Origin of the sequence: Burkholderia sp. 572, from assembly GCF_040545135.1 — a bacterium.
Lineage (GTDB): Bacteria > Pseudomonadota > Gammaproteobacteria > Burkholderiales > Burkholderiaceae > Burkholderia > Burkholderia cepacia.
Genome location: NZ_JBEPLH010000013.1, coordinates 172,558 through 194,859 on the forward strand (window position 1 = coordinate 172,558; position 22,302 = coordinate 194,859).

The window sequence follows — 22,302 nt, forward strand, 5'->3', positions numbered from 1 at the left end:
GATCAGAGCTCGGCTTTCAGTTGATTCAGCAGTTGGGCGTGGGCCGTTTGATCGACTTCGCGCTTCAGGATCTGCTCGGCGCCCTTCACGGCCAGCGTAGCGACTTCGCCACGCAGCGCTTCGCGCGCCTTCACGATTTGCTGTTCTGCTTCCGCCTTCGCCTGGGCGACGATGCGGGCGGCTTCAGCCTGGGCGTTGGCCTTGATTTCCTCGGCGACCGCCTGGGCACGCTTTTCAGCGTCGGCGATGCGCTGCTGGCCGTCATTGCGGGCCTGCGCGAGTTCCTGGTCCACGCGCTTGTGCGCTGCGTCGAGTTCTGCCTTGCCCTTCTCGGCGGCGGCGAGGCCGTCGGCGATCTTCTTCGAACGTTCGTCGAGGGCGTTGATCAACGGCGGCCACACGAACTTCATCGTGAACCACGCGAGGACCAGGAACACGACCATTTGCGCAAACAGAGTTGCGTTGAGATTCACGGTGTTTCCTTATCTGCTATTCCGGAAAAATGAAACGGTAAGGCGCTCATCGAGTTGCATTCGATCAGCGCCCCAAGTCTCCGTTCCGCCCTGCGCCGGCTCACGCCGGACGCATATTTCCGAGGAACCTTAGCCTGCGACGAGCTTCGACAGGAGCGGGTTCGCGAACGCGAACAGCATTGCAACACCCACGCCGATCAGGAATGCCGCGTCGATCAGACCAGCCAGCAGGAACATCTTCGTTTGCAGCGGGTTGATGAGTTCCGGCTGACGTGCGCAGGCTTCGATGTACTTACCACCCATCAGCGCGATACCGATACAGGCGCCGATTGCACCCAGGCCGATGATGATGCCGATACCGATGGCGGTCAGACCCTGGATGTTGGCGATGTAAGCTTGCATGATCACTCCTTTGTGAAAAGACTTGGAACTGAGATTTAAAAAACTAAAACGGAAACTCTTTTTTGCACGCCGCGCTTAGTGCTTGTCGTGCGCCTGGCCGAGATACACCAGCGTCAGCATCATGAAAATGAATGCCTGCAACAGAACAATCAGGATGTGGAAGATTGCCCAGACGCTGCCCGCGATCACGTGGCCAACGAAGCCGAGGAACGTTGCGTCGCCACCGAAGCTCCACATGCTGCCGAGCAGGGCGATCAACAGGAACAACAGCTCACCCGCGTACATGTTGCCGAACAGCCGCATACCGAGGGAGACGGTCTTGGCGAGATATTCGACGATGTTGAGCGCGAGGTTAGGGATCCACAGCAGCGGGTGGGCGCCGAACGGTGCCGACAGCAGCTCATGCACAAAGCCGCCCGCGCCCTTGATCTTGATGCTGTAGTAGATCATCAGGACGAACACGCCGAGCGCGATGCCGAGCGTGCCGTTCAGGTCGGCCGTCGGGACGATGCGATGGTGGGAAATCACGTCCGACAGACCGAGCAGGCCGATCACGCGGCCCGGCAGGTCAACCGGGAGGAAGTCGAGGGAGTTCATCAGCGCGACCCACACGAACACCGTGAGCGCGAGCGGAGCGATGAAGGTACGATTGCCGTGAACGATGGCCTTCGATTGGTCTTCGACCATCTCGACGAGCATCTCGATCGCGCACTGGAAACGGCCCGGCACGCCCGACGTCGCCTTGCGGGCAGCCAGACGCAGCAGGACGATCGTCACGATGCCGCAAACGATCGACCAGAACAGCGTGTCGAGATTCCAGACGTGGATGTCGAAAATCGACGTCTGATGCGAGGTGGAGAAATTCTGCAAGTGGTGCGCAATGTACTCGGACGGATCCGGACCGCGCGTGCCTTCGCTAGCTGCCATATCGTTAATGCCACCCAAATTGTCGAAAATCGTTTTGCCAGTTCCGCAACACGCTATTGCGGGAACGGGCCGGCGCGGTTCGTTGTCGAAACCGCACGCTGCTTGTTCCTTACCGCCAGGCCAGTGCGATCCAGTACGTCTTCAGCACGACGAGGTACGTGACGAGGAACGGCACCCAGTGCACGCCGGCCCAGCCGAACGCCACTGCAGTGAACATCCCGATCGTCAGAGCGAGCTTCAGGGCTTCGCCCATCACCCAGCTCATCACGGTGGCCGAACCACCTGCCTTCAGTCGTGCCACGAATACCGCACTTGGCACCCAGCCGATCGCTCCGCCCAGAAACGCGGATTGCGCAGCGGCGCCCGGCGACTTCGAAAACAGCCACCACGCCAGCGTTGCAACCAGGGACAGAACCACTTGCGCGAATACCACCTTATAGGGGGTCACGCGCGAGGGCTTGCTCACGTTCGGGCCGAACAGCTTTTCGGCTTCTGCCCGCGTGAGCGGAACGATGTTGTTATCTTGCTGCTCGGCGTCCCAGTCATCGTCGGATTCGCGCCGCTCGCCGGCCGCCGAAGCGGTGCGTTGCGTGCGCTGATCATCGTGCCTGTCGTCCGGCGCCTGACCCGCCATCGCAATCTTCCGCAAAATCCTTGAACCCGGCCCCAAGCTTTCTGAAAGCTTTCAGGGGTGCCTAGCTAACAAATCCGGGCGATTGTAAGCGATAGTTGCAAGTGATTCAAGGCTTTAGACGCGACAAAAACCTGCGTAAAACGACGCCTCATCATGTGAAAAAACACGCGATTCGACGACGTACGATGACAGTTGTAAGGTCGCTTTTTTGCGCCGGTATTTCTTGCTCGAAAAAATCCGGCGACGAGGAAATGACAAGGAAACGAGGCCCGATGCGGATGCCGGCGGGACGGCTCGAACGCCATCCGGAATCCACGCCGTGACGCGGCCCCGGGCTCACGCCAAGCACGAAGCGCCGAGCAGGAAAAACCTGTGACCATCCGGCGGCATCGGATGCCCGAAATCGGGGCCGACGCCGACGCGTCGAATCATCCAATCAGTTGTCATGCCACCACAGGCGATCGACTGTGAATTGCCGGACTTATCAACAGCCCCGCAACCAGCGCGAATACTGTGCACCTGCCCCGCCACCCGAATCGCACGGCTGTGCCGCGCGCAGCCGCGTCACTCAACCGTGAACGAGCAGCCACGCGCCGACCGCCGCGCTGGCGAGTGCGAACGGAATCGAGACCAGATGGAACGGCAGCCACATGCGCGGCTCCTTCGCGAGACGCACCGCGATCAGGTTCGCAAGCGAGCCGATCGCGAAACCGAAGCCGCCGACCGATACGCCGAACGCGAGCGCACGCCAGTCGTGCGTGAATTCCGACAGCAGGATCGCGGCCGGTACATTGCTGATGACCTGTGACAACAGCGCGCCGGCCGCGTAGACGCGCAGCGGCGAATCGAGTTGCGCATTCGCAATCGTGTCGTGCACGACGGGCAGCGCAGCCGCGGTACGCAGCACGACGAACATCAGTACGAAGATCAGCAGCAGCAGCCAGTCGATCTTCAGGACTGCGTCGCGTTTGACGGCGAGCAGCACGATGGCGACACCGACGAGACCGGGCAGCGGATGATGCGCATCGGCGAGCAGCACGAACGCGGCGAACAGCACCGCCGCGATCAGCGCGTGCATGCGTTGCACGGGCAGCGCTGTGACATCGCCGGACAAGTCGAGCGGCTTTGCGCGAAACGCGCATGCGGTCAGCACGAGCAGCAGCGCCATCAGCGCGATCGCGAGCGGCCCGAGCGTGACCACGAAGCGGCCGAACGACGCACCGCTCAATTGCCACAGGAAAAGATTCTGGGGATTGCCGAGCGGCGTCGCGACGGACCCCGCGTTGACCGCCAGCGCGACGACGATCACGAGCCGCCGGAACGGCAGTGGCGTCAGCGCACGCAGCGAGACCATCAACGGCACGACGACGAACAGCGCGACGTCGTTGGTGAGCCACATCGACAACAACGCGGCGAACCCTACGAGCAACAACGCGAGCCCGCGTTCGGAATGCACGTGATGCACGATGCGGTGTGCGAGCCACATCAGGCAGCCGGACAACTCGAGCGCCTTGGTCAGCATCAGCAGGCCCGCCAGCGTCGCGACCGTCTGCCAGTCGACGCGACCGGCCAACACGGAAAATGGTTGCGGACGCACCCATTGCAGCACGATCAGGCCAAGTACGAGCACCGACAGCACCGGCTCCTGCGCAAGCCATCCCAGCCACCGGCGCGGCGTCGGCGCGCCCGTCTTCTCCATCGGCACCGCGTTACTCTTCGGTCGCGACGTTGCCGCGCAGCCGCACGAGAATGCCCTCGAGCGCGTCGAGGTTGCCGAAGTCGATCGTGACCTGCCCTCGTCCGCGGCGGCCAAGCTTGATCTTCACCGTCGACGCGAGCAGGTCGGACAACTCCTCCTCGAGACGGCGCGTATCGCGCCCGCCGTCATCCTTCGCGCGCGCCTTCACGGCCGGCGCTTCCTTCGTCGTATGCGTGACGAGCTTCTCGGTCTCCCGCACCGACATGCGCTTGTTGACGACCTGATGGGCGAGCGTGATCTGCGTGGCCGCATCGACGGCGAGCAGCGCGCGTGCGTGCCCCATGTCGAGATCACCGGCCAGCAGCATCGTCTGCACCGGCGAAGCCAGGTTCAGCAGGCGCAGCAGGTTCGACACCGCGCTGCGCGAACGGCCGACCGATTCGGCCGCCTGTTCGTGCGTGAAACCGAACTCGTCGAGCAGGCGCTGGATACCGTGCGCCTCTTCGAGCGGGTTCAGATCCTCGCGCTGGATGTTCTCGATCAGCGCCATCGCCGCGGCGGCCTGGTCGGACACATCCTTCACGAGCACCGGCACTTCATCGAGGCCCGCCAGGCGTGCCGCGCGGAAACGGCGCTCGCCCGCGATGATCTCGTATTTGTCTGACGAAATGGGCCGTACCAGGATCGGCTGCATCACGCCCTGTGCGCGAATGCTCGCCGCGAGCTCCTGCAGGCTGCCTTCGTCCATCCGCGTCCGCGGCTGGTACTTGCCGGCCTGCAGCTTGCCGAGCGCGAGCGTGTTCGGTGCCCCTTCGATCTTCACCGCTTCGGTGATATCGGCACTGCCGCCGAGCAGCGCTTCGAGGCCACGTCCCAAGCCCTTCTTCTTTGGTACCGCGTTCATGTCTTTCTTCCTCGCTTCGCTCATGTCCGGATCACGACACCTCGAACGCGCGAACGCGGTCGATCATCTCGGCACCGAACTGGAGATACGCTTGCGCACCGCGCGAGCTGCGGTCGAACACGACGCCCGGCAGCCCGTAACTCGGCGCTTCCGCCAGGCGCACGTTGCGCGGAATCACCGCGTCGAACACCTTGTCGCCGAAGTGCGCTTTCAGTTGATCGGAGACTTGCTGCTGCAGCGTGATGCGCGGATCGAACATCACACGCAGCAAGCCGATGATCTTCAGGTCGCGGTTCATGTTCGCGTGAACCTGCTTGATCGTGTTGACGAGGTCCGACAACCCCTCCAGTGCAAAGTATTCGCACTGCATGGGGATCACGACGCCATGCGCCGCGCACAAGCCGTTCAGCGTCAGCAGCGACAGCGTCGGCGGGCAATCGATCAGCACGAAATCGTAATCGTCGGCCACGTGTTCAAGCGCGGCCTTCAGCCGGCGCTCGCGGTTGTCGATGCTGATCAGTTCGATCTCGGCACCGGACAGCTCGCGGTTCGCGGGCAGCACGTCGTAGGTGACGCCGTCCGGCCGGATGCGCGCGTCGGTCACCGACACGCCGTCGACCAGCACCTCGTACACGGTCGCTTCGCAAGCAGCCTTGTCGATCCCGCTGCCCATCGTCGCGTTACCCTGAGGGTCGAGATCGATCAGCAGGACTCGTTGCTCCTGCGCTGCAAGGCTTGCGGCGAGATTGACCGATGTCGTCGTCTTGCCGACGCCCCCCTTCTGGTTCGCAACGCAGAAGATCTTTGCCATCGTTGGTGTGTTCCCTTTACCTTCAAACAAACGGCGCGCCATCGCGCGCCGGCCCTTCAATTCGTTTCGTCGACGGCCACTTCGATCAGATGCCGTTCGGCATCGAGCAACGGCACCGCCAGCCGTATCGTCTGCTTCACGCGGCTGCCTTCCGGCAACCGCGCAATCTCGTCGTCCGGATGAACGCCCTTCATTGCCCAGATCGATCCGCCCGGCGCAACCAAGTGTCGAGCAAGTTTAACGAAGTCGGACAGATCCGCGAAAGCGCGGGATACGATCATGTCGAATTTTTCCGGCACTTCGACACCCGGCTGCAGCGATTCGACCCGCCCCGTGACCACCGACAGGTTCGCGAGCTTCAACTCCGCACGCATCTGGGTCTGGAATGCAGACTTCTTCTGCACGATATCGTTCAGCGTGATCTGCCAATCCGGCTCGACGATCGCCAGCACGATACCGGGCAATCCGCCGCCCGAGCCGACGTCGAGCACGCGGGCCGATGCACGGCCACGCAGATGCGGAACGATGGAAAGCGAATCGAGGATGTGCTGGATCAGCATCTGCTTCGGGTCGCGGATCGCGGTCAGGTTGTAGACCGCGTTCCACTTGCCGAGCAGCGCGACATAGTCGAGCAGCTGGTTGCGTTGTGCATCCGTCAGCGTGAGGTCGAGCGCCGTCGTGCCTTCGACGAGCATCTGTTCCAGTACGTCCCGATTAACCGCCGGCGCGCGACGCGCCGTCATTGTTGCGTCGGGACGGCGCCGTCCCCCTGCTCCGCTGCCGCTTCGGCCGTGCCATTACGGCGGCCCAGGCCGCGACGCTTCAGGTGCACCATCAGCAGCGAGATTGCCGCCGGCGTGACACCCGAGATGCGCGACGCCTGCCCGATCGTTTCCGGTCGGAACTCGTTGAGCTTCTGGCTCACCTCGAACGACAGGCCGCGGACTTCGCGGTAATCGATACCGTCGGGCAGGCGCGTGTTCTCGTTCGCATCGTTGCGTTCGATTTCCGATGCCTGGCGCTCGATGTAGCCCTGATACTTGATGCCGATCTCGACCTGCTCCTTGATCTGCTCGAGCAGCACCGGATCGTCGGCCAGCGGCTCGGCGGGGCCGCACTCGCCGCCCTTCAGTCCGCACACACCGTCGTAGCTGATACCCGGACGGCGCAGCAGTTCGGCGAGGCTGTATTCGTGGTCGATCGCCTTGCCGAGGAGCGCGGTCGCCTCTTCCGGCGGCAACGTCTTCGGCGTGACCCACGTCGATTTCAGGCGTTCGGTTTCACGTGAAACAGCGTCGCGCTTCCGGCTGAATGCGTCCCAGCGTGCGTCGTCGACGAGCCCCAGTTCACGGCCGATCTCGGTCAAGCGCATGTCGGCATTGTCTTCACGCAGGCTGAGGCGATACTCGGCGCGGCTCGTGAACATCCGGTACGGTTCGGCCACACCGCGCGTCACGAGATCGTCGACCAGCACGCCAAGGTAGGCCTGGTCACGGCGCGGGCACCATGCGTCCTTCTCCTGCACGTAGCGGCCAGCGTTGAGACCGGCCAGCAGCCCCTGCGCGGCCGCTTCTTCATAGCCCGTCGTCCCGTTGATCTGGCCCGCAAAGAACAGCCCGTTGATCGCCTTCGTTTCGAGCGACGCCTTCAGCGCACGCGGGTCGAAGTAGTCGTACTCGATCGCGTAGCCGGGGCGCAGGATATGCGCGTTCTCGAGGCCGCGCATCGAGTGCACGAGCTCGAGCTGGACGTCGAACGGCAGGCTCGTCGAGATCCCGTTCGGGTAGAACTCGTTGGTCGTCAGCCCTTCCGGTTCCAGGAAGATCTGGTGCGATTCCTTCGAGGCGAACCGGTGAATCTTGTCCTCGATCGACGGGCAATAGCGCGGCCCGACGCCTTCGATCACGCCTGTATACATAGGCGAACGGTCGAGGCCGCCACGAATGATGTCGTGCGTGCGCTCGTTCGTATGCGTGACCCAGCACGGCAGTTGCTGCGGATGCTGCTCCGCACGGCCCAGGAACGAGAAGACGGGGATCGGATCGAGATCGCCCGGCTGCTCATCCAGCTGCGAGAAGTCGATCGAGCGACCATCGATACGCGGCGGCGTACCGGTCTTCAGGCGGCCCTGCGGCAGCTTCAGCTCCTTCAGGCGCGATGACAGCGACACGGCCGCCGGATCGCCCGCACGACCACCCGTATAGTTGTTCAGGCCGACGTGAATCTTGCCGTCGAGGAACGTACCGGCGGTCAGCACGACCGCGCGCGCACGGAAGCGGATGCCGATCTGCGTGACGGCACCCACCACGCGGTCGCCTTCGACCATCAGGTCGTCGACAGCTTGCTGGAACAGCCACAGGTTCGGCTGATTCTCGAGCCGGTGGCGAATCGCGGCCTTGTACAGGATGCGATCGGCCTGCGCACGCGTCGCGCGCACGGCAGGCCCCTTCGACGAATTGAGGATCCGGAACTGAATACCGCTCTCGTCGGTCGCGGCTGCCATTGCGCCGCCCAGCGCATCGACTTCCTTGACCAGATGGCCCTTGCCAATGCCGCCGATCGACGGATTGCAGCTCATCTGCCCAAGCGTTTCGATGTTGTGGGTCAGCAGTAATGTCTTTGCGCCCATGCGGGCGGACGCCAGCGCGGCTTCCGTGCCGGCATGACCGCCACCGACGACGATGACGTCAAATTCTGTGGGAAAAAGCATGGTGGATTCCGTACGCAGGACTGCGCACGAACCTATCTGAGAAATGTATGGGCCGAATTATAGCGGGTTCGCTTTTCACCCGAAGGCCGTCCGAATGGTAGGGTCTGTGCATTTCGGCGATTTTTCTGTGCTCGGCCACGGAATCCGTGGTGCAGAGCCCGCTCCGGCAACGCTTCCGGCCCGCCGGCAGCACATCGTTATGCCTGTGCAAAAATTCGCTTGCCGGGAAATTTCACGTGGAACACACCCGTTCGATGCCTGTGCCCCGCACAGCAACCCGGACGGAACACCCTGTGCGACCGCGCCCACCCTCTCCCTCACAGAATTTCGGACAGTTCGCTCGACACTTATCCCCTGTGACCCGGCACAACATCCCCAGTGGGTGGAACAGGCGACAGCCACCGGCGAACGATGCTCCGGATCGTCGTCCGCGCTGCACAGAGCTTCCGATTGTTTCCCTTGCACTTATCCCCCGGCCGCTAGCCGTCGCGTGTCGGGGTCGCATCTCACCCAAAAACAAAAACGGCGTGTTTCACGTGAAACACGCCGCCCGTTTCCCGCCCACCACACCACCGATCAGGCCGTTTTCTTCACTAGCCCGAGGTACGTCTCGATCACGCGTGGATTCTGCGCAAGTTCGGCCGCCGGCCCTTCCAGCGCAAATTCGCCTGTCTCCAGCACATAGCCGTAATCGGAGATCTGCAGTGCAGCCCGTGCGTTCTGCTCGATCAGCAGCGTCGCCACGCCCGTCCCGCGCAACGCGCTGATGATATGAAAAATCTCCTTCACGATCAGCGGCGCCAGCCCGAGGCTCGGCTCGTCGAGCATCAGCAGATCGGGCTTGCCCATCAGTGCGCGTCCCACCGCAAGCATCTGCCGCTCGCCGCCGGATAGCGTGCCGGCCGCCTGCTTGCGGCGCTCCTTCAGCCGCGGAAACAGGGCGAACACATGATCGAGCTGGTCGAGGAAGTTCGCTTCACCGGCCTGCTTGCGCCGATACGCGCCCAATACGAGGTTGTCTTCGACCGTCATCGTGCTGAACAGCTCACGCTTTTCCGGTACGAGGCACATCCCGCGTGCGACGCGCTGTTCGACCGGCAATGCACCGACGTCGTGACCGCGGTACACGATCGCACCCGATGCATGCCCGGTCACCGGCAGCGCGCCCATGATCGCGTTCAGCAGCGTCGATTTGCCGGCGCCGTTCGGGCCGATCACGCTGACGATCTGCCCCGCGCCAACCTTGATCGCCGCGCCGTGCAGCGCCTCCACCTTCCCGTACCGGACCGCCAGCCCGCGCACTTCGAGAATCGGCATCGTCGTGTCCGTCATCACTCTACCCCGCCCAGATACGCTTCCAGCACCGCCGGATCCTGCTGCACGTCCTGCGGCAATCCTTCCGCGATCCGCGTGCCGAACTCCATCACCACCAAACGGTCGGTGAGATTCATCACGAAATCCATGTCGTGTTCCACGAGCAACACGCTCATGCCTTCCGCCTTCAGCCGTCGCAGCAGATCGGCGAGTTGCTGCTTCTCCTGGTAACGCAGCCCGGCGGCCGGCTCGTCGAGCAGCAGCAGCGTCGGATCGCAGCACAGCGCCCGCGCGATTTCGAGAATCCGCTGCTGCCCCAGCGCAAGGCTGCCCGCTTCGTCGTACATGTGCTTTTCAAGCCCGACGCGGCGGATCTGGCGTGCGGCCTCAGCCAGCAACTGCGCTTCCTCATGTGCATTGAGCCGCGCGACGCTGCGCCACACGCCCGTACGGCCACGCAGGTGCGCACCGATCGCGACGTTCTCGAGCACCGTCATCGCCGGCAACAGCTTCACGTGCTGGAACGTCCGGCCGATGCCACGGCGGACGATCTGGCGCGATGTGAGCCCGTCGATACGCTCGCCACGGAACGTGATCGTGCCGCCCGTCGGCTTCAGCACACCCGTCACGAGGTTGAACGTGGTCGACTTGCCGGCGCCGTTCGGGCCGATCAGCCCGATGATCTGCCCCGCTTTCACGTCGAAGCTGACGTCGTTGACGGCCACGAGCCCGCCGAACTGCTTGCGCGCGTTGTCGACGACGAGCAGCGGCTCGCCGGCCGTCGGCTTCGCGCGCTGCGGCAACGGATCCGCGTGCTCGGGCACATGCGCGCGCGGCCCGCGCGGGAACAGCCTCGCGACGAACGGCCACACGCCCTGGCGCGCGTACTGCAGCAGCAGCACCATCAGCACGCCGAACACGATGATCTCGAAGTTGCCTTCCGAGCCGAGCAGCTTCGGCAGCAGCGTCTGCAGATAGTCCTGCAGCACGGTCAGGATCGCCGCGCCGAGCACCGCGCCCCACACATGCGACACGCCGCCGACCACGGCCATGAACAGGAACTCGATCCCGTGGTTCAGCCCGAACGGCGTCGGGTTCACCGCGCGCTGCAGGTGCGCGTACAGGAAGCCCGATACGGCCGCGAGCACGGCCGCATAGACGAAGATCACGACGCGCATCCACGCGGTGTTCACGCCCATCGCCTCGGCCATCACTCCGCCGCCGCGCAGCGCGCGGATCGCACGGCCCGGGCGGCTGTTCAGCAGGTTCTGCACCGACACGATCGCAGCCAGCACGACGGCCCAGATCAGGAAATACAGGCTGCGCCCGCTTCCAAGCTCGATGCCGAACAGGTTCAGCGCCGGAATCCCGTTGATGCCGTCGTACTTGCCGAGCAGTTCGAGGTTGCCGAACAGGTAGAACAGCGCGAGGCCCCACGCGATCGTGCCGAGCGGCAGGAAGTGGCCGGACAGCCGCATCGTGACCGCGCCGAGCACGAGCGCGACGAGCGCCGTCAGTACGACGCCGACGATCAGCGCGAGCCACGGCGACACGCCGTATCGCGTCGTCAGGAACGCGGTCGCATAGGCGCCGATGCCGACGAACGCGGCCTGCCCGAAGCTCGTCATCCCGCCGACGCCCGTCAGCAGCACGAGCCCGATCGCGACGATCGCGTAGAGGCCGATGTAGTTCAGCAGCGTGATCCAGTATTCGGGCACCTGCAGCGCACCAGGCAGCACCGGCAGCGCGAACAGCACCACGAGAAACACCCAGAAGGTCTTGTTGCGTACCATCGTCTTCATCGTGTCACTCCTCTTCCTCTTCCGCGTGCGGCGTCGCGAAGCTCCGCCACAGCAGCACCGGAATGATCAGCGTGAACACGATCACCTCCTTGTACGCGCTCGCCCAGAACGACGAATACGATTCGAGCACGCCGACGAGCAGCGAGCCGGCGGCCGCGAGCGGATAGCTGACGAGCCCGCCGATGATCGCGCCGACGAAACCCTTCAGGCCGATCAGGAAGCCCGAGTCGTAGTAGATCGTCGTCAGCGGGCCGACGAGGATCCCGGACAGCACGCCGAGCCCCGCCGCGAACGTGAACGCGAGCCGCCCTGCCTCGGTCGTGCCGATGCCGACGAGCCGCGCGCCGAGCCGGTTCACCGACGTCGCGCGCAGCGCCTTGCCGGCGATCGTGCGGCCGAAGTACACGTAGAGCGCACCGATCAGCACGAGTGCCGTCACGACGACCAGGATGCTCTGCACCGACACGGTCATGCTGCCGATCGCGAGCGACGCATCCGAAAACCCGTTGGTGCGCGAACCTTCCGCGCCGAACATCACGAGCCCGAGGCCGACCATCGCGAAGTGGACGGCGACCGACACGATCAGCAGCAGCAGCGTCGTGCCTTCGGCGATCGGCTGGTACACGAGCCGGTAGACGAACGGCCCCATCGGCACGACGATCGCGAGCGTCAGCGCGATCTGCGCGAGCATCGGCAGCGGCTGCGCGGCAAAGCTGCGCGTGATCGCGAACACCGCGAGCGGCAGCAGGACGTAGCGGCTGCCGAGTGTCGCGAGTGTGCGGCCGAGCTGATGGCGACGTTCGCGATGCCGGATCAGGCCGCCGACTTCGAGCAGGAAGCACGCGATGCCCATCACGAACAGCAGCCAGCAGGTGGCGGGAAATTTCTGCGCCTGCAACGCGGCAAGCGTCAGCGCACCGTAGGCGACGAATTCGCCCTGGGGAATGAAGATCACCCGCGTGACGGAAAACACCAGCACGAGCGCCAGCGACAGCAATGCATATATGGCGCCGGTCGTGATGCCGTCTTGCGCGAGGATCGCTGCAATCGAGAGATCCATACGTTTCGTGTATCGAGAATGCTGCGGAGAAACGAAAGACGGAAACGGCCGGGGCGCGCGGACGGCAAGACCGGTGCGCAGGCACCCGGCGACGGGCCCCGGCGGTTCCAGGCGGCATGGGCGCGACCCGTCGGGCCGCGCACCCTGCCGACGGCACGCACGGCGCCGTTCGCGCCGCGCACGCCGGTTTCACGTGATGCTTACTCGGCCTGCAGCTTCCACTTGCCGTCGACGATCTGCACCATCACGCGCGCACGCGTATCGAAGCCGTTGTGATCGGTCGGCGTCATGTTGATCACGCCGTGCGACACGGGCAGGTCCTTCACGCTTTCGAGCGACGCGCGCAGCGCTTCGCGGAACGCCTCGGTGCCCGGCTGGCCCTTCTTCAGCGCTTCCGGAATCGCGCGCTGCAGCAGCAGCCCCGCATCCCACGCATGGCCGCCGAACGTCGCCAGCGAGCCCGCGCCGTAGGCCTTCTCGTACGCGGCCTTGTACCCGAGCGCCGGCTTCTTCACCGGATTCGAATCGGGCAGCTGGTCGGTCACGAGCACCGGGCCGGCCGGCAGGATCTCGCCTTCGCAGTCCTTGCCGCACACACGCAGGAAGTCGTTGTTCGCGACGCCGTGCGTCTGGTACACCTTGCCCTTGTAGCCGCGCTCCTTCAGCGTCTTCGCCGGCAGTGCCGCCGGCGTGCCCGAGCCGGCGATCAGCACCGCATCCGGATTCGAGCCCATCAGCTTCAGCACCTGCCCCATCACCGACGCGTCGGTACGGTTGAAGCGCTCGTTCGACACGACCTTCAGGCCGTTCTTCGCGGCCGCCGCGTTGAACGTGTTGTACCAGCTGTCGCCGTACGCATCGGCGAAGCCGATGAAGCCGACCGTCTTCACGCCGTGCTTCGCCATGTAGCCGGCGATCGCGTCGGCCATCAGCTGGTCGTTCTGCGGCACCTTGAACATCCAGGCGCGCTTCGCATCCATCGGCGAGATGATCTGCGCGCTCGCCGCGAGCGAGATCGTCGGCGTCTTGCCCTGCGACACGGGATCGAGCATCGCGAGCGAGTTCGGCGTGACGGACGAACCGATGATCGCGTCGACGTGATCCTCGTCGATCAGCTTGCGCACGTTCTGCACCGCGCGGCTCGTGTCGGATGCGTCGTCGAGCACGATGTACTGCACGCTCTTGCCCGCGATTTCCTTCGGCAGCAGCGCGATCGTGTTCTTTTCCGGAATCCCGAGCGACGCGGCCGGCCCGGTGGCCGACAGCGTCACGCCGATCTTCACCTGCGCCGACGCCGTGGCGGCCGCGCACACGAGGCCCGCGGCAAGCAGAACTTCCATCCATCGATTCATCTTCATTTATGTCGTCTCCAAACGCTGCTCGAAAAAGCCACGGGTCGCTCGGGCGGCTCCCGGTCTCCAAACAAGTTAATAATTTAACTATCTCGCCTTGCCCCGCCTACACTCGTTTTCCCGTGACACGCCGGCGCCGCCATCGAGCCCCGGCGATACCGCACATGCACGCGCCGCAGCGCGTGCCGAAACGGTCGTTCGACCGCCACGATGCGCGGCGGCAATGTCGTCAGGATGAAGGAAACGGAGAAAAGCGGCGCAGTGCGAAACGCGATCGATGCGGGCGCAACGATCGCCGGAAGGTCGGCCGGCCGGGCCTGATACGGCTCCATGCGCGGGCAATGCAGGATCGGAAAAACGGCCGTTCATGCGAATGCGAACGACGCATCGGATGCGAACGCAACGACCGGACAGACCATCGTGCCGGCAAATTGCATCGGAACGCACATGCCGGCCGCAGGGCGGCTCGTGAAAGCCGGGGCATACCGATGCACGTCCGCCCCCGAACGAGCGGCGCCAGCCGCCCCTCCCGCCCCGATCCTTCGTCCCGCGCTTCTCATCCAACCGCACTCCCTCTTCTGCATTTTGCTTGTAGGAGAACTGCCGACCGTTTTCCCGACCGCACGGTCGGCGAAAGCTGAGTGTAACGGACGCTTTTTGCGCACGCCAACCGGGTAAGCCCGGACGGCATGCGCACGGCTGCGCGCCGGCGGCGATCGACCGGCAGGAACGGATGAAATCGGGGGGACGGGATGACGCGCGAGTGACGCGAGGCAGAACACGGGCGCGCGGAACGCAGCGCGGTTCGCCTGCACCATCGATGGAAATTCGTGCACCAAATGAAAAAGCGCTGTTGGATTCCGTCCAACAGCGCTTTAGGGTCCGGGCACTTTGTGCCTCGATTGTCTCCTCGTTCTCCACCTGCAAATTCGTTTCGCGGTGCATCAGAACTAGGGTGAATCTTAAAGAGGCTTAAGCACCACGGCAACTTAGCATTTACCCCTATGGTGCATCGCCGCACGAAAATGGGGCAGCAGCCAGCCGCGCGGTGCCGCCCCGAGCGCGCTGCGACGCGCTTCACGAGCATGCCGGATGGTGCTTCGCATCAACCGGCGGCGACGTGCGCGGCATGCGCTCAGGAGGCCCTGAGCGGCTTGATCCGCGCGACCATCTCGCCGACGATGCCGCGCCGGAAGGCGAGCACGCACACGATGAAGATCAGCCCCGTGACGATCGTCGCCGATTCGCCGAGCGAATGGAACCACGCGACGCCCGTCGCCGATGCGAGCCCTTCGCCGATGTCGCCGAGCCGGTCTTCGAGCGCGACGATCAGCGCCGCGCCGAGCAGCGGCCCGAACAGCGTGCCCATGCCGCCGACGAGCGTCATCAGCACGACCAGGCCCGACATCGTCCAGTACGCGTCCGACAGCGTCTCGAAGCCGAGCACGAGCACCTTCAGCGAGCCGGCCAGCCCCGCGACGCCCGCAGACAGGATGAACGCGAGCAGCTTGAAACGGTCGGTGTCGTAGCCGAGCGAGATCGCGCGCGCCTCGTTCTCCTTGATCGCGACGAGCACCTGGCCGAACGGCGAATGCACGACACGCACGATGAACGCGCACGCGGCGACGACCACCGCCACCACGACGTAGTACAGCGCGACGTCGTTCGACAGGTCGAGCAGCCCGAACAGGTGACCGCGCGGCACGCCCTGCAACCCGTCTTCGCCGTGCGTGAACGGCGCCTGCAGGTAGATGAAATAGACCATCTGCGCGAACGCGAGCGTGATCATCGCGAAGTAGATGCCCTGCCGGCGGATCGCGAACAGCCCGACGACGAGCCCGAGCAGCGTCGCGGCAACGGTGCCGACGAGCACCCCGAGTTCCGGCGTGAAGCCGAGCGTCTGCATCGAATAACCGGTCGCATAACCGGCGGTCGCGAGGAACATCGCATGGCCGAACGACAGCAGCCCCGTATAGCCGATCAGCAGGTTGAATGCGGCCGCGAACAGCGCGAACGTGAGCACCTTCATCACGAACACCGGGTACGCGCCGATGAACGGCGCGGCGAGCAGGGCGGCAAGCAGCACGCCGTAGAGCACTTTTCTCTGCATCATTTTTCCTTGCCGAAGAGGCCCGCCGGGCGGAACAGCAGCACGATCGCCATGATCACGAACACGACGGTGGCCGACGCTTCGGGGTAGAACACGCGCGTGAAACCCTCGATCACGCCGAGCATCAGGCCCGTGACGATCGAGCCGAGGATCGACCCCATCCCGCCGATCACGACCACCGCGAACACGGTGATGATCATCGGCTGCCCCATCAGCGGCGACACCTGGATCACCGGCGCGGCCAGCACGCCCGCGAACGCCGCGAGCGCGACGCCGAAGCCGTACGTGAGCGTGATCATCATCGGCACGTTCACGCCGAATGCCTCGACGAGCTTCGGGTTCTCGGTGCCCGCGCGCAGGTAGGCGCCCAGGCGCGTCTTCTCGATCACGAACCAGGTCACGAGACACACCGCGAGCGACGCGACGACCACCCACGCACGGTAGTTCGGCAGGAACATGAAGCCGAGGTTGGTGGCGCCGGACAGCTGCGACGGCACGTCGTACGGCTGGCCGGACGAGCCGTAGATCGACCGGAACACGCCTTCGACGACCAGCGTGAGCCCGAACGTGAGCAGCAGCCCGTACAGGTGATCGAGCTTGTATAGCCAGCGCAGCATCGAGCGTTCGATCAGGATCCCGAACGCGCCGACGACCAGCGGCGCGATCACGAGCATCGCCCAGTACGGCAGCCCGAAGTACGACAGGCCCATCCACGCGAGCATCGCGCCCAGCATGAACAGCGCGCCGTGCGCGAAGTTGATCACGTTGAGCAGCCCGAAGATCACCGCGAGCCCGAGGCTCAGGATCGCGTAGAACGAGCCGTTGACGAGCCCGAGCAGCAACTGGCTCAGCATCGCCGGCAACGGAATGCCAAAGATTTCCATCGACTTAGCCGTCAGTATGAGTTTCGTTGCGCGCGCAACCTTATCGGGATACGCACGCGGGCGGCGCAGCGGGGCACATCGCTGCGGCCGCCACCGTGCGGCGCGCAACTCGCGCGCCGCCAAGCCCCACTTACTTCCACAACGCGCAGCGCGATTCCTGCTTGGTCCCGAACGCCTGTTCGCCCGGAATCGTCGCGAGCACCTTGTAGTAATCCCACGGCTCCTTCGATTCAGCAGGCTTCTTCACTTCCATCAGGTACATGTCGTGGATCATGCTGCCGTCCGTGCGGATGTAGCCCTTCGCGTAGAAGTCGTTGATCTTGATCTTCTTCAGCTCGGCCATCACCTTGTCGGAATCGGTCGTGCCGGCAGCCTGGACCGCCTTCAGGTAGGTCGTCACCGACGAGTAGTCGGCCGCCTGCAGGCTCGACGGCATCTTCTTCATCTTGCCGAAGTAGCGTTGCGCCCACTGGCGCGACGCCGCATCGCGGTTCCAGTACCAGCTGTCGGTCAGCACGAGGCCCTGCGTCGTCTCGAGGCCGAGGCTGTGCACGTCGTCGATGAACATCAGCAGCGCGGCGAGCTTCATCGTCTTCGTGATGCCGAACTCCTTCGCGGCCTTGATCGAATTGATCGTGTCGCCGCCCGCGTTCGCGAGGCCGAGGATCTGCGCCTTCGACGCCTGCGCCTGCAGCAGGAACGACGAGAAATCCGACGCGGACAGCGGGTGACGCACCGCGCCGAGCACCTGCCCGCCGTTCGCCTTCACGACATCCGACGTGTTCTTCTCGAGCGCCTTGCCGAACGCGTAGTCGGCGGTCAGGAAGAACCAGCTCTTGCCGCCCTGCTTCACCACCGCCGAACCGGTGCCCTTCGCGAGCGCCATCGTGTCGTATGCGTAGTGGACCGTGTACGGCGTGCACTGCTCGTTCGTCAGCGTGTCGGCGCCCGCGCCGATGTTGATGTAGACCTTCTTCTTCTCGGCCGCGACCTGGTTCATCGACAGCGCGGTGGCGGAGTTCGTGCCGCCGACCAGCAGGTCGAGCCCGCCGCGGTCCATCCATTCGCGCGCCTTCGACGCGGCGATGTCGGCCTTGTTCTGGTGATCGGCATAGACGACCTCGATCGGCTTGCCGAGCACCTTGCCGCCGAAATCGGCGACCGCCATGCGGATCGCCTCGAGGCCGCCCTGCCCGTCGATGTCCGCGTAAAGCCCCGACATGTCGGTGATGAAGCCGATCTTCACGGTATCCGCGGCCTGCGCGGCGCCGGTGGTGAACGCGGCCGCCGCGAGCGCGAGACAGGCGTGTGCGAGGGTCTTCATTTTCATTGACGTCTCCTGTTGTTCTGATGCGTTGTGGTTGTTCGAAGCCGCCACGGCTAGCGGCGAGAGAGACGGGGCGGCGTCACACCCCGAGCAGGTCGTGCAGGGTCGGCATCTTGCTTTCCAGTTCGGCCGCCTGGAAATGTTCGACGATGCTGCCGTGCTCCATCACGTAGAACCGGTCGGCAAGCGGCGCCGCGAAGCGGAAATTCTGTTCGACCATCACGATCGTGTAGCCGCGCGCCTTCAGCGCGACGATCATCCGCGCCAGCGACTGCACGATCACCGGCGCGAGGCCTTCGGAGATCTCGTCGAGCAGCAGCAGGTTCGCGCCGGTGCGCAGGATCCGCGCGACCGCGAGCATCTGCTGCTCGCCGCCGGACAGCCGCGTGCCCTGGCTCTGCCGGCGCGACGCGAGGTTCGGGAACATCGTGTAGATCTCGTCGATCGACATCGCGTGATCGCGCGGCCCGATCGGCGGCGGCAGCATCAGGTTCTCCTCGCACGACAGGCTCGAGAAGATCCCGCGCTCCTCCGGGCAGTAGCCGACACCGAAATGCGCGATGCGGTGTGTCGCGAGGCCGATCGTCTCGTTGCCCGCGACCTTGATCGACCCGCTGCGGCGGCCCGTGAGGCCCATGATCGCGCGCAGCGTCGTCGTGCGGCCCGCGCCGTTGCGGCCAAGCAGCGTGACGACCTCGCCGCGATGCACCGTCAGGTCGACACCGTGCAATATGTGGGATTCCCCGTACCAGGCCTCCAGGCCCGTGATCTCCAGCGCGGGCGTACCGCTTTCGACGCCGCTCAATTCGCGTTCCTCCCGTTCGCTGTGCTTCATGCGTGCGCCCCCGCGAGCGCCGCGTCGGCGCTGCCCATGTAGGCCTCGATGACGAGCGGATTCTTCGACACTTCCGCATACGAGCCTTCGGCCAGCACCTCGCCGCGTTGCAGGACGGTGATCGTGTCGGAGATGCCCGCGATCACGTTCATGTTGTGCTCGACCATCAGGATGGTGCGGCCGCTCGCGACCTTCTTGATCAGTGCGGTCACGCGATCGACGTCCTCGTGGCCCATCCCTTGCGTGGGCTCGTCGAGCAGCATCAGCTCGGGCTCCATCGCGAGCGTGGTCGCGATCTCCAGCGCGCGCTTGCGGCCGTATGCGAGTTCGACGGTCGGCACCTGCGCGAAATCGGTGAGGCCGACCTGCGTGAGCAGATCCATCGCACGGTCGTCGAGCCGCTTGAGCGTGCGTTCGCTGCGCCAGAAATGGAATTCGGTGCCGAGCGCGCGCTGCAGGCCGATGCGCACGTTCTGCAGTGCGGTCAGGTGCGGAAAGACGGCCGAGATCTGGAACGAACGGATGATGCCGCGCCGCGCGACCTGCGCGGGCCGCTCGTCGGTGATGTCGATCCCGTTGAAGACGATCTGGCCGGCCGTCGGCGTCAGGAATTTGGTGAGGAGGTTGAAGCAGGTCGTCTTGCCTGCGCCGTTCGGTCCGATCAACGCATGGATCGCACCGCGACGCACACGCAGGTTCACGCCGTTGACGGCCGTGAAACCCCTGAATTCCTTGGTCAGTCCGCGTGTTTCCAGAATCGTGTCGCCGAGAATCATGTTCCCTTCCATACGAAGTCAGGCGAAGCACCGGGAAGATTCGCGCGAAGCGGCCGCGAAACACGTCAGCGGATGAGCAGGCTGCCCCGGGCGCCGTGTTACGCCTCGAGGGTGGTCTCCCGCGCCGACGCGTATGCACACTGCGCCACATTGTCTCGCCGTTGGTGCAGTGCAATCATCGGGATTTGCACTTATAGGGCTGGCCGCCATGTCGCGCGCGGTTGTGCTCGGTTTTTCGCCACGTTTTTTTGACACGTGCATCATCGACCGTTGCCTCTTCGCACGGCGCGGCAGGCACGCAACAGGAAAGCCGTGCGGCTGCACGGCTTGCATGGATCTTGCCGGTGAAGCGACGCAATCGACACGATCGGCACCGGCAGCTTGTTTCGCATATCGAATCAGCGGGCGTCATCATGACGGCCCGCTGTCGTGCGTGTCAGCGTTCCGTCACGCGGCCGTCGCCGCGGGCTCCGTTCGCACCGGCGTCGCTTCGCGCGCCGCGCGGCGATCGGCACGGATCATGTCGCTCGCGCGCTCGGCGATCATCAGCGTCGGCGAATTGGTATTGCCCGATGTAATGAAGGGCATCACCGACGCATCGACGATCCGCAGCCCGGCGATGCCGCGTACGCGCAGCCGGCTGTCGACGACCGCACGCTCGTCGTCGGCCCGCCCCATCCGGCAGGTGCCGACCGGGTGGAAGATCGTCGTGCCGACGGCGCCCGCCGCGTCGATCAGCTCGGCTTCGCTGCGGTACTGCGTGCCGGGCAGGATTTCCTCGGGCCGATAACGCGCGAGCGCCGGCGCGGACGCGATCCGGCGCGTGAGGCGCAACGCGTTCGCGGCGACGTGGCGATCGTGGTCGGTCGACAGATAGTTCGGCGCGATTGCGGGTGCGACACCCGGATCGGCGCTCGCGACATGCACGCTGCCGCGCGACGTCGGCCGCAGATGGCACACGGACGCCGTAAATGCATTGAAGCTGTGCAGCGGCTCGCCGAAACGTTCGAGCGACAGCGGCTGCACGTGGTATTCGAGATCGGGGCGCGTGAGTGCCGGATCGTCGGGGTCGGATTTCGCGAATGCGCCGAGTTGCGACGGCGCCATCGACATCGGCCCGCGCTGCAGCAACGCATATTCCGCGCCGATCATCAGCTTGCCCCACCAGTGCGCGGACAGCGTGTTGAGCGTGCGCACGCCTTCGACGCGAAACGCCATCCGCAATTGCAGGTGATCCTGCAGGTTTTCGCCGACGCCCGGCAGATCCTGCACGACGTCGATGCCGAGCGCCTGCAGCCGCCGGCCGTCGCCGATGCCCGACAGTTCGAGCAGCTGCGGCGAATTCACGGCGCCGGACGTCAGCAGCACCTCCGAGCGCGCCCGCGCAACGTAATCGGTGCCGCCGCCGCGATATTCGACACCGACCGCGCGCCGCCCGTCGAAAATCACGCGCTGCGCGTGCGCGCCGGTGATCACGGTCAGGTTCGGGCGCGCCATCGCGGGCCGCAGGAACGCCTTCGACGTATTCCAGCGCACGCCGCGCTTCTGGTTCACCTCGAAATAACCGACCCCGGAATTGTCGCCGCGGTTGAAGTCGTCGGTTGCCGGGATGCCCGTCTGCTGCGCGGCCTGCGCGAACGATTCGAGGATCTCCCAGCGCAGCCGCTGCTTTTCGACACGCCAGTAACCGCCCGCGCCGTGTGCGTCGCTCGCGCCCGCATGGTGGTCCTCGCTGCGCTTGAAGATCGGCAGCACGCTGTCCCACGACCAGCCGGCGTCGCCGGTTTCCTGCGCCCAGCTGTCGTAATCCTCGCGCTGGCCGCGCATGTAGATCATCCCGTTGATCGACGAGCAGCCGCCGAGCACGCGGCCGCGCGGATACGACAGCGCCCGGCCGTTGAGCGCCGCTTCGGGTTGGGTCTTGTATAGCCAGTCGGTGCGCGGGTTGCCGATGCAATACAGGTAGCCGACCGGGATGTGGATCCAGTGATAGTCGTCCTTGCCGCCTGCTTCGAGCAGCAGCACGCGGATGTCGGGATCCTCGGTCAGGCGGTTCGCGAGCACGCAGCCCGCGGTGCCCGCACCGACGATCACGTAGTCGAATTCGCCTTCGAGCGTGCGTGGAGTACTCACGGCGTGTCCCCTTCTTCGTTGTTGTGCGCCGCGCGGCGCGGTGCCGCGCGCATTTTCAGCATAGTGCGTCGCGGCCCGCGCTGGCGGCCGCGCGACACGACCGATGAAGCGTACTCCCGCTGCCGGCTGCCGATCCAATGAGTTATGCT

The 22,302-nt window shown here is 64.8% G+C and carries 19 protein-coding genes; all 19 read right to left on the minus strand.

Going from position 1 to position 22,302, the window contains the following annotated elements; genetic code table 11:
- Nucleotides 1-2: 2 nt before the first annotated feature.
- Nucleotides 3-473, minus strand: a complete 471-nt coding sequence (locus ABIC51_RS24850; protein WP_021160443.1) for a F0F1 ATP synthase subunit B — start codon at nucleotides 471-473, stop codon at nucleotides 3-5.
- Between the two features lie 129 nt (nucleotides 474-602).
- On the minus strand, nucleotides 603-875 hold the full coding sequence (atpE, locus tag ABIC51_RS24855; RefSeq protein WP_021160442.1) for a F0F1 ATP synthase subunit C: 273 nt from the start codon (nucleotides 873-875) through the stop codon (nucleotides 603-605).
- Between the two features lie 75 nt (nucleotides 876-950).
- On the minus strand, nucleotides 951-1,802 hold the full coding sequence (atpB, locus tag ABIC51_RS24860) for a F0F1 ATP synthase subunit A (RefSeq protein WP_012492242.1): 852 nt from the start codon (nucleotides 1,800-1,802) through the stop codon (nucleotides 951-953).
- A 109-nt stretch (nucleotides 1,803-1,911) separates the two neighbouring features.
- Nucleotides 1,912-2,436, minus strand: coding sequence for an ATP synthase subunit I (locus ABIC51_RS24865; protein WP_021160441.1), 525 nt, complete (start codon nucleotides 2,434-2,436; stop codon nucleotides 1,912-1,914).
- Between the two features lie 568 nt (nucleotides 2,437-3,004).
- Nucleotides 3,005-4,135 carry an SLC13 family permease gene (locus tag ABIC51_RS24870; protein ID WP_027788712.1) on the minus strand — a complete coding sequence of 377 codons (1,131 nt, stop codon included), beginning with the start codon at nucleotides 4,133-4,135 and terminating at the stop codon, nucleotides 3,005-3,007.
- A 10-nt stretch (nucleotides 4,136-4,145) separates the two neighbouring features.
- A complete protein-coding gene (locus tag ABIC51_RS24875) occupies nucleotides 4,146-5,039 on the minus strand; it encodes a ParB/RepB/Spo0J family partition protein (RefSeq protein WP_027788713.1) in 894 nt (297 codons plus the stop codon).
- Nucleotides 5,040-5,070: 31 nt separating this feature from the next.
- Nucleotides 5,071-5,850, minus strand: a complete 780-nt coding sequence (locus ABIC51_RS24880; protein ID WP_027788714.1) for a ParA family protein — start codon at nucleotides 5,848-5,850, stop codon at nucleotides 5,071-5,073.
- Nucleotides 5,851-5,906: 56 nt separating this feature from the next.
- Nucleotides 5,907-6,593, minus strand: coding sequence for a 16S rRNA (guanine(527)-N(7))-methyltransferase RsmG (gene rsmG, locus ABIC51_RS24885; RefSeq protein WP_175900398.1), 687 nt, complete (start codon nucleotides 6,591-6,593; stop codon nucleotides 5,907-5,909).
- Complete coding sequence (mnmG, locus tag ABIC51_RS24890; protein ID WP_059553961.1) at nucleotides 6,590-8,560, minus strand: tRNA uridine-5-carboxymethylaminomethyl(34) synthesis enzyme MnmG; 1,971 nt, start codon at nucleotides 8,558-8,560, stop codon at nucleotides 6,590-6,592. The genes rsmG and mnmG overlap by 4 nt, the downstream gene beginning before the upstream one ends.
- Before the next feature lie 576 nt (nucleotides 8,561-9,136).
- Nucleotides 9,137-9,892, minus strand: a complete 756-nt coding sequence (locus tag ABIC51_RS24895) for an ABC transporter ATP-binding protein (protein WP_027788717.1) — start codon at nucleotides 9,890-9,892, stop codon at nucleotides 9,137-9,139.
- Entirely contained in the window at nucleotides 9,892-11,676 is a 1,785-nt protein-coding gene (locus ABIC51_RS24900) for a branched-chain amino acid ABC transporter ATP-binding protein/permease (RefSeq protein ID WP_021160434.1), read from the minus strand. Before ABIC51_RS24900 ends, ABIC51_RS24895 begins: the two co-directional genes overlap by 1 nt.
- Nucleotides 11,677-11,680: 4 nt before the next feature.
- Nucleotides 11,681-12,736: a branched-chain amino acid ABC transporter permease gene (locus ABIC51_RS24905; protein WP_027788718.1), complete on the minus strand. Its 1,056-nt coding sequence runs from the start codon at nucleotides 12,734-12,736 to the stop codon at nucleotides 11,681-11,683.
- A 200-nt stretch (nucleotides 12,737-12,936) separates the two neighbouring features.
- The gene (locus ABIC51_RS24910) at nucleotides 12,937-14,094 is read right to left on the minus strand and encodes an ABC transporter substrate-binding protein (RefSeq protein WP_021160432.1); all 1,158 of its coding nucleotides are present in this window, start codon (nucleotides 14,092-14,094) and stop codon (nucleotides 12,937-12,939) included.
- Between the two features lie 1,129 nt (nucleotides 14,095-15,223).
- Complete coding sequence (locus tag ABIC51_RS24915; protein WP_226129324.1) at nucleotides 15,224-16,198, minus strand: branched-chain amino acid ABC transporter permease; 975 nt, start codon at nucleotides 16,196-16,198, stop codon at nucleotides 15,224-15,226.
- Nucleotides 16,198-17,082 (minus strand): branched-chain amino acid ABC transporter permease, encoded by an 885-nt coding sequence (locus tag ABIC51_RS24920; protein ID WP_021160429.1) that lies wholly within the window; start codon nucleotides 17,080-17,082, stop codon nucleotides 16,198-16,200. The genes ABIC51_RS24915 and ABIC51_RS24920 overlap by 1 nt, the downstream gene beginning before the upstream one ends.
- Before the next feature lie 130 nt (nucleotides 17,083-17,212).
- Nucleotides 17,213-18,412 carry an ABC transporter substrate-binding protein gene (locus tag ABIC51_RS24925; RefSeq protein ID WP_027788720.1) on the minus strand — a complete coding sequence of 400 codons (1,200 nt, stop codon included), beginning with the start codon at nucleotides 18,410-18,412 and terminating at the stop codon, nucleotides 17,213-17,215.
- Between the two features lie 76 nt (nucleotides 18,413-18,488).
- Entirely contained in the window at nucleotides 18,489-19,244 is a 756-nt protein-coding gene (locus ABIC51_RS24930; protein ID WP_021160427.1) for an ABC transporter ATP-binding protein, read from the minus strand.
- Nucleotides 19,241-20,020, minus strand: a complete 780-nt coding sequence (locus tag ABIC51_RS24935; RefSeq protein ID WP_021160426.1) for an ABC transporter ATP-binding protein — start codon at nucleotides 20,018-20,020, stop codon at nucleotides 19,241-19,243. Before ABIC51_RS24935 ends, ABIC51_RS24930 begins: the two co-directional genes overlap by 4 nt.
- A 447-nt stretch (nucleotides 20,021-20,467) precedes the next feature.
- A complete protein-coding gene (locus tag ABIC51_RS24940; protein WP_059694482.1) occupies nucleotides 20,468-22,153 on the minus strand; it encodes a GMC family oxidoreductase in 1,686 nt (561 codons plus the stop codon).
- Between the last annotated feature and the right edge of the window lie 149 nt (nucleotides 22,154-22,302).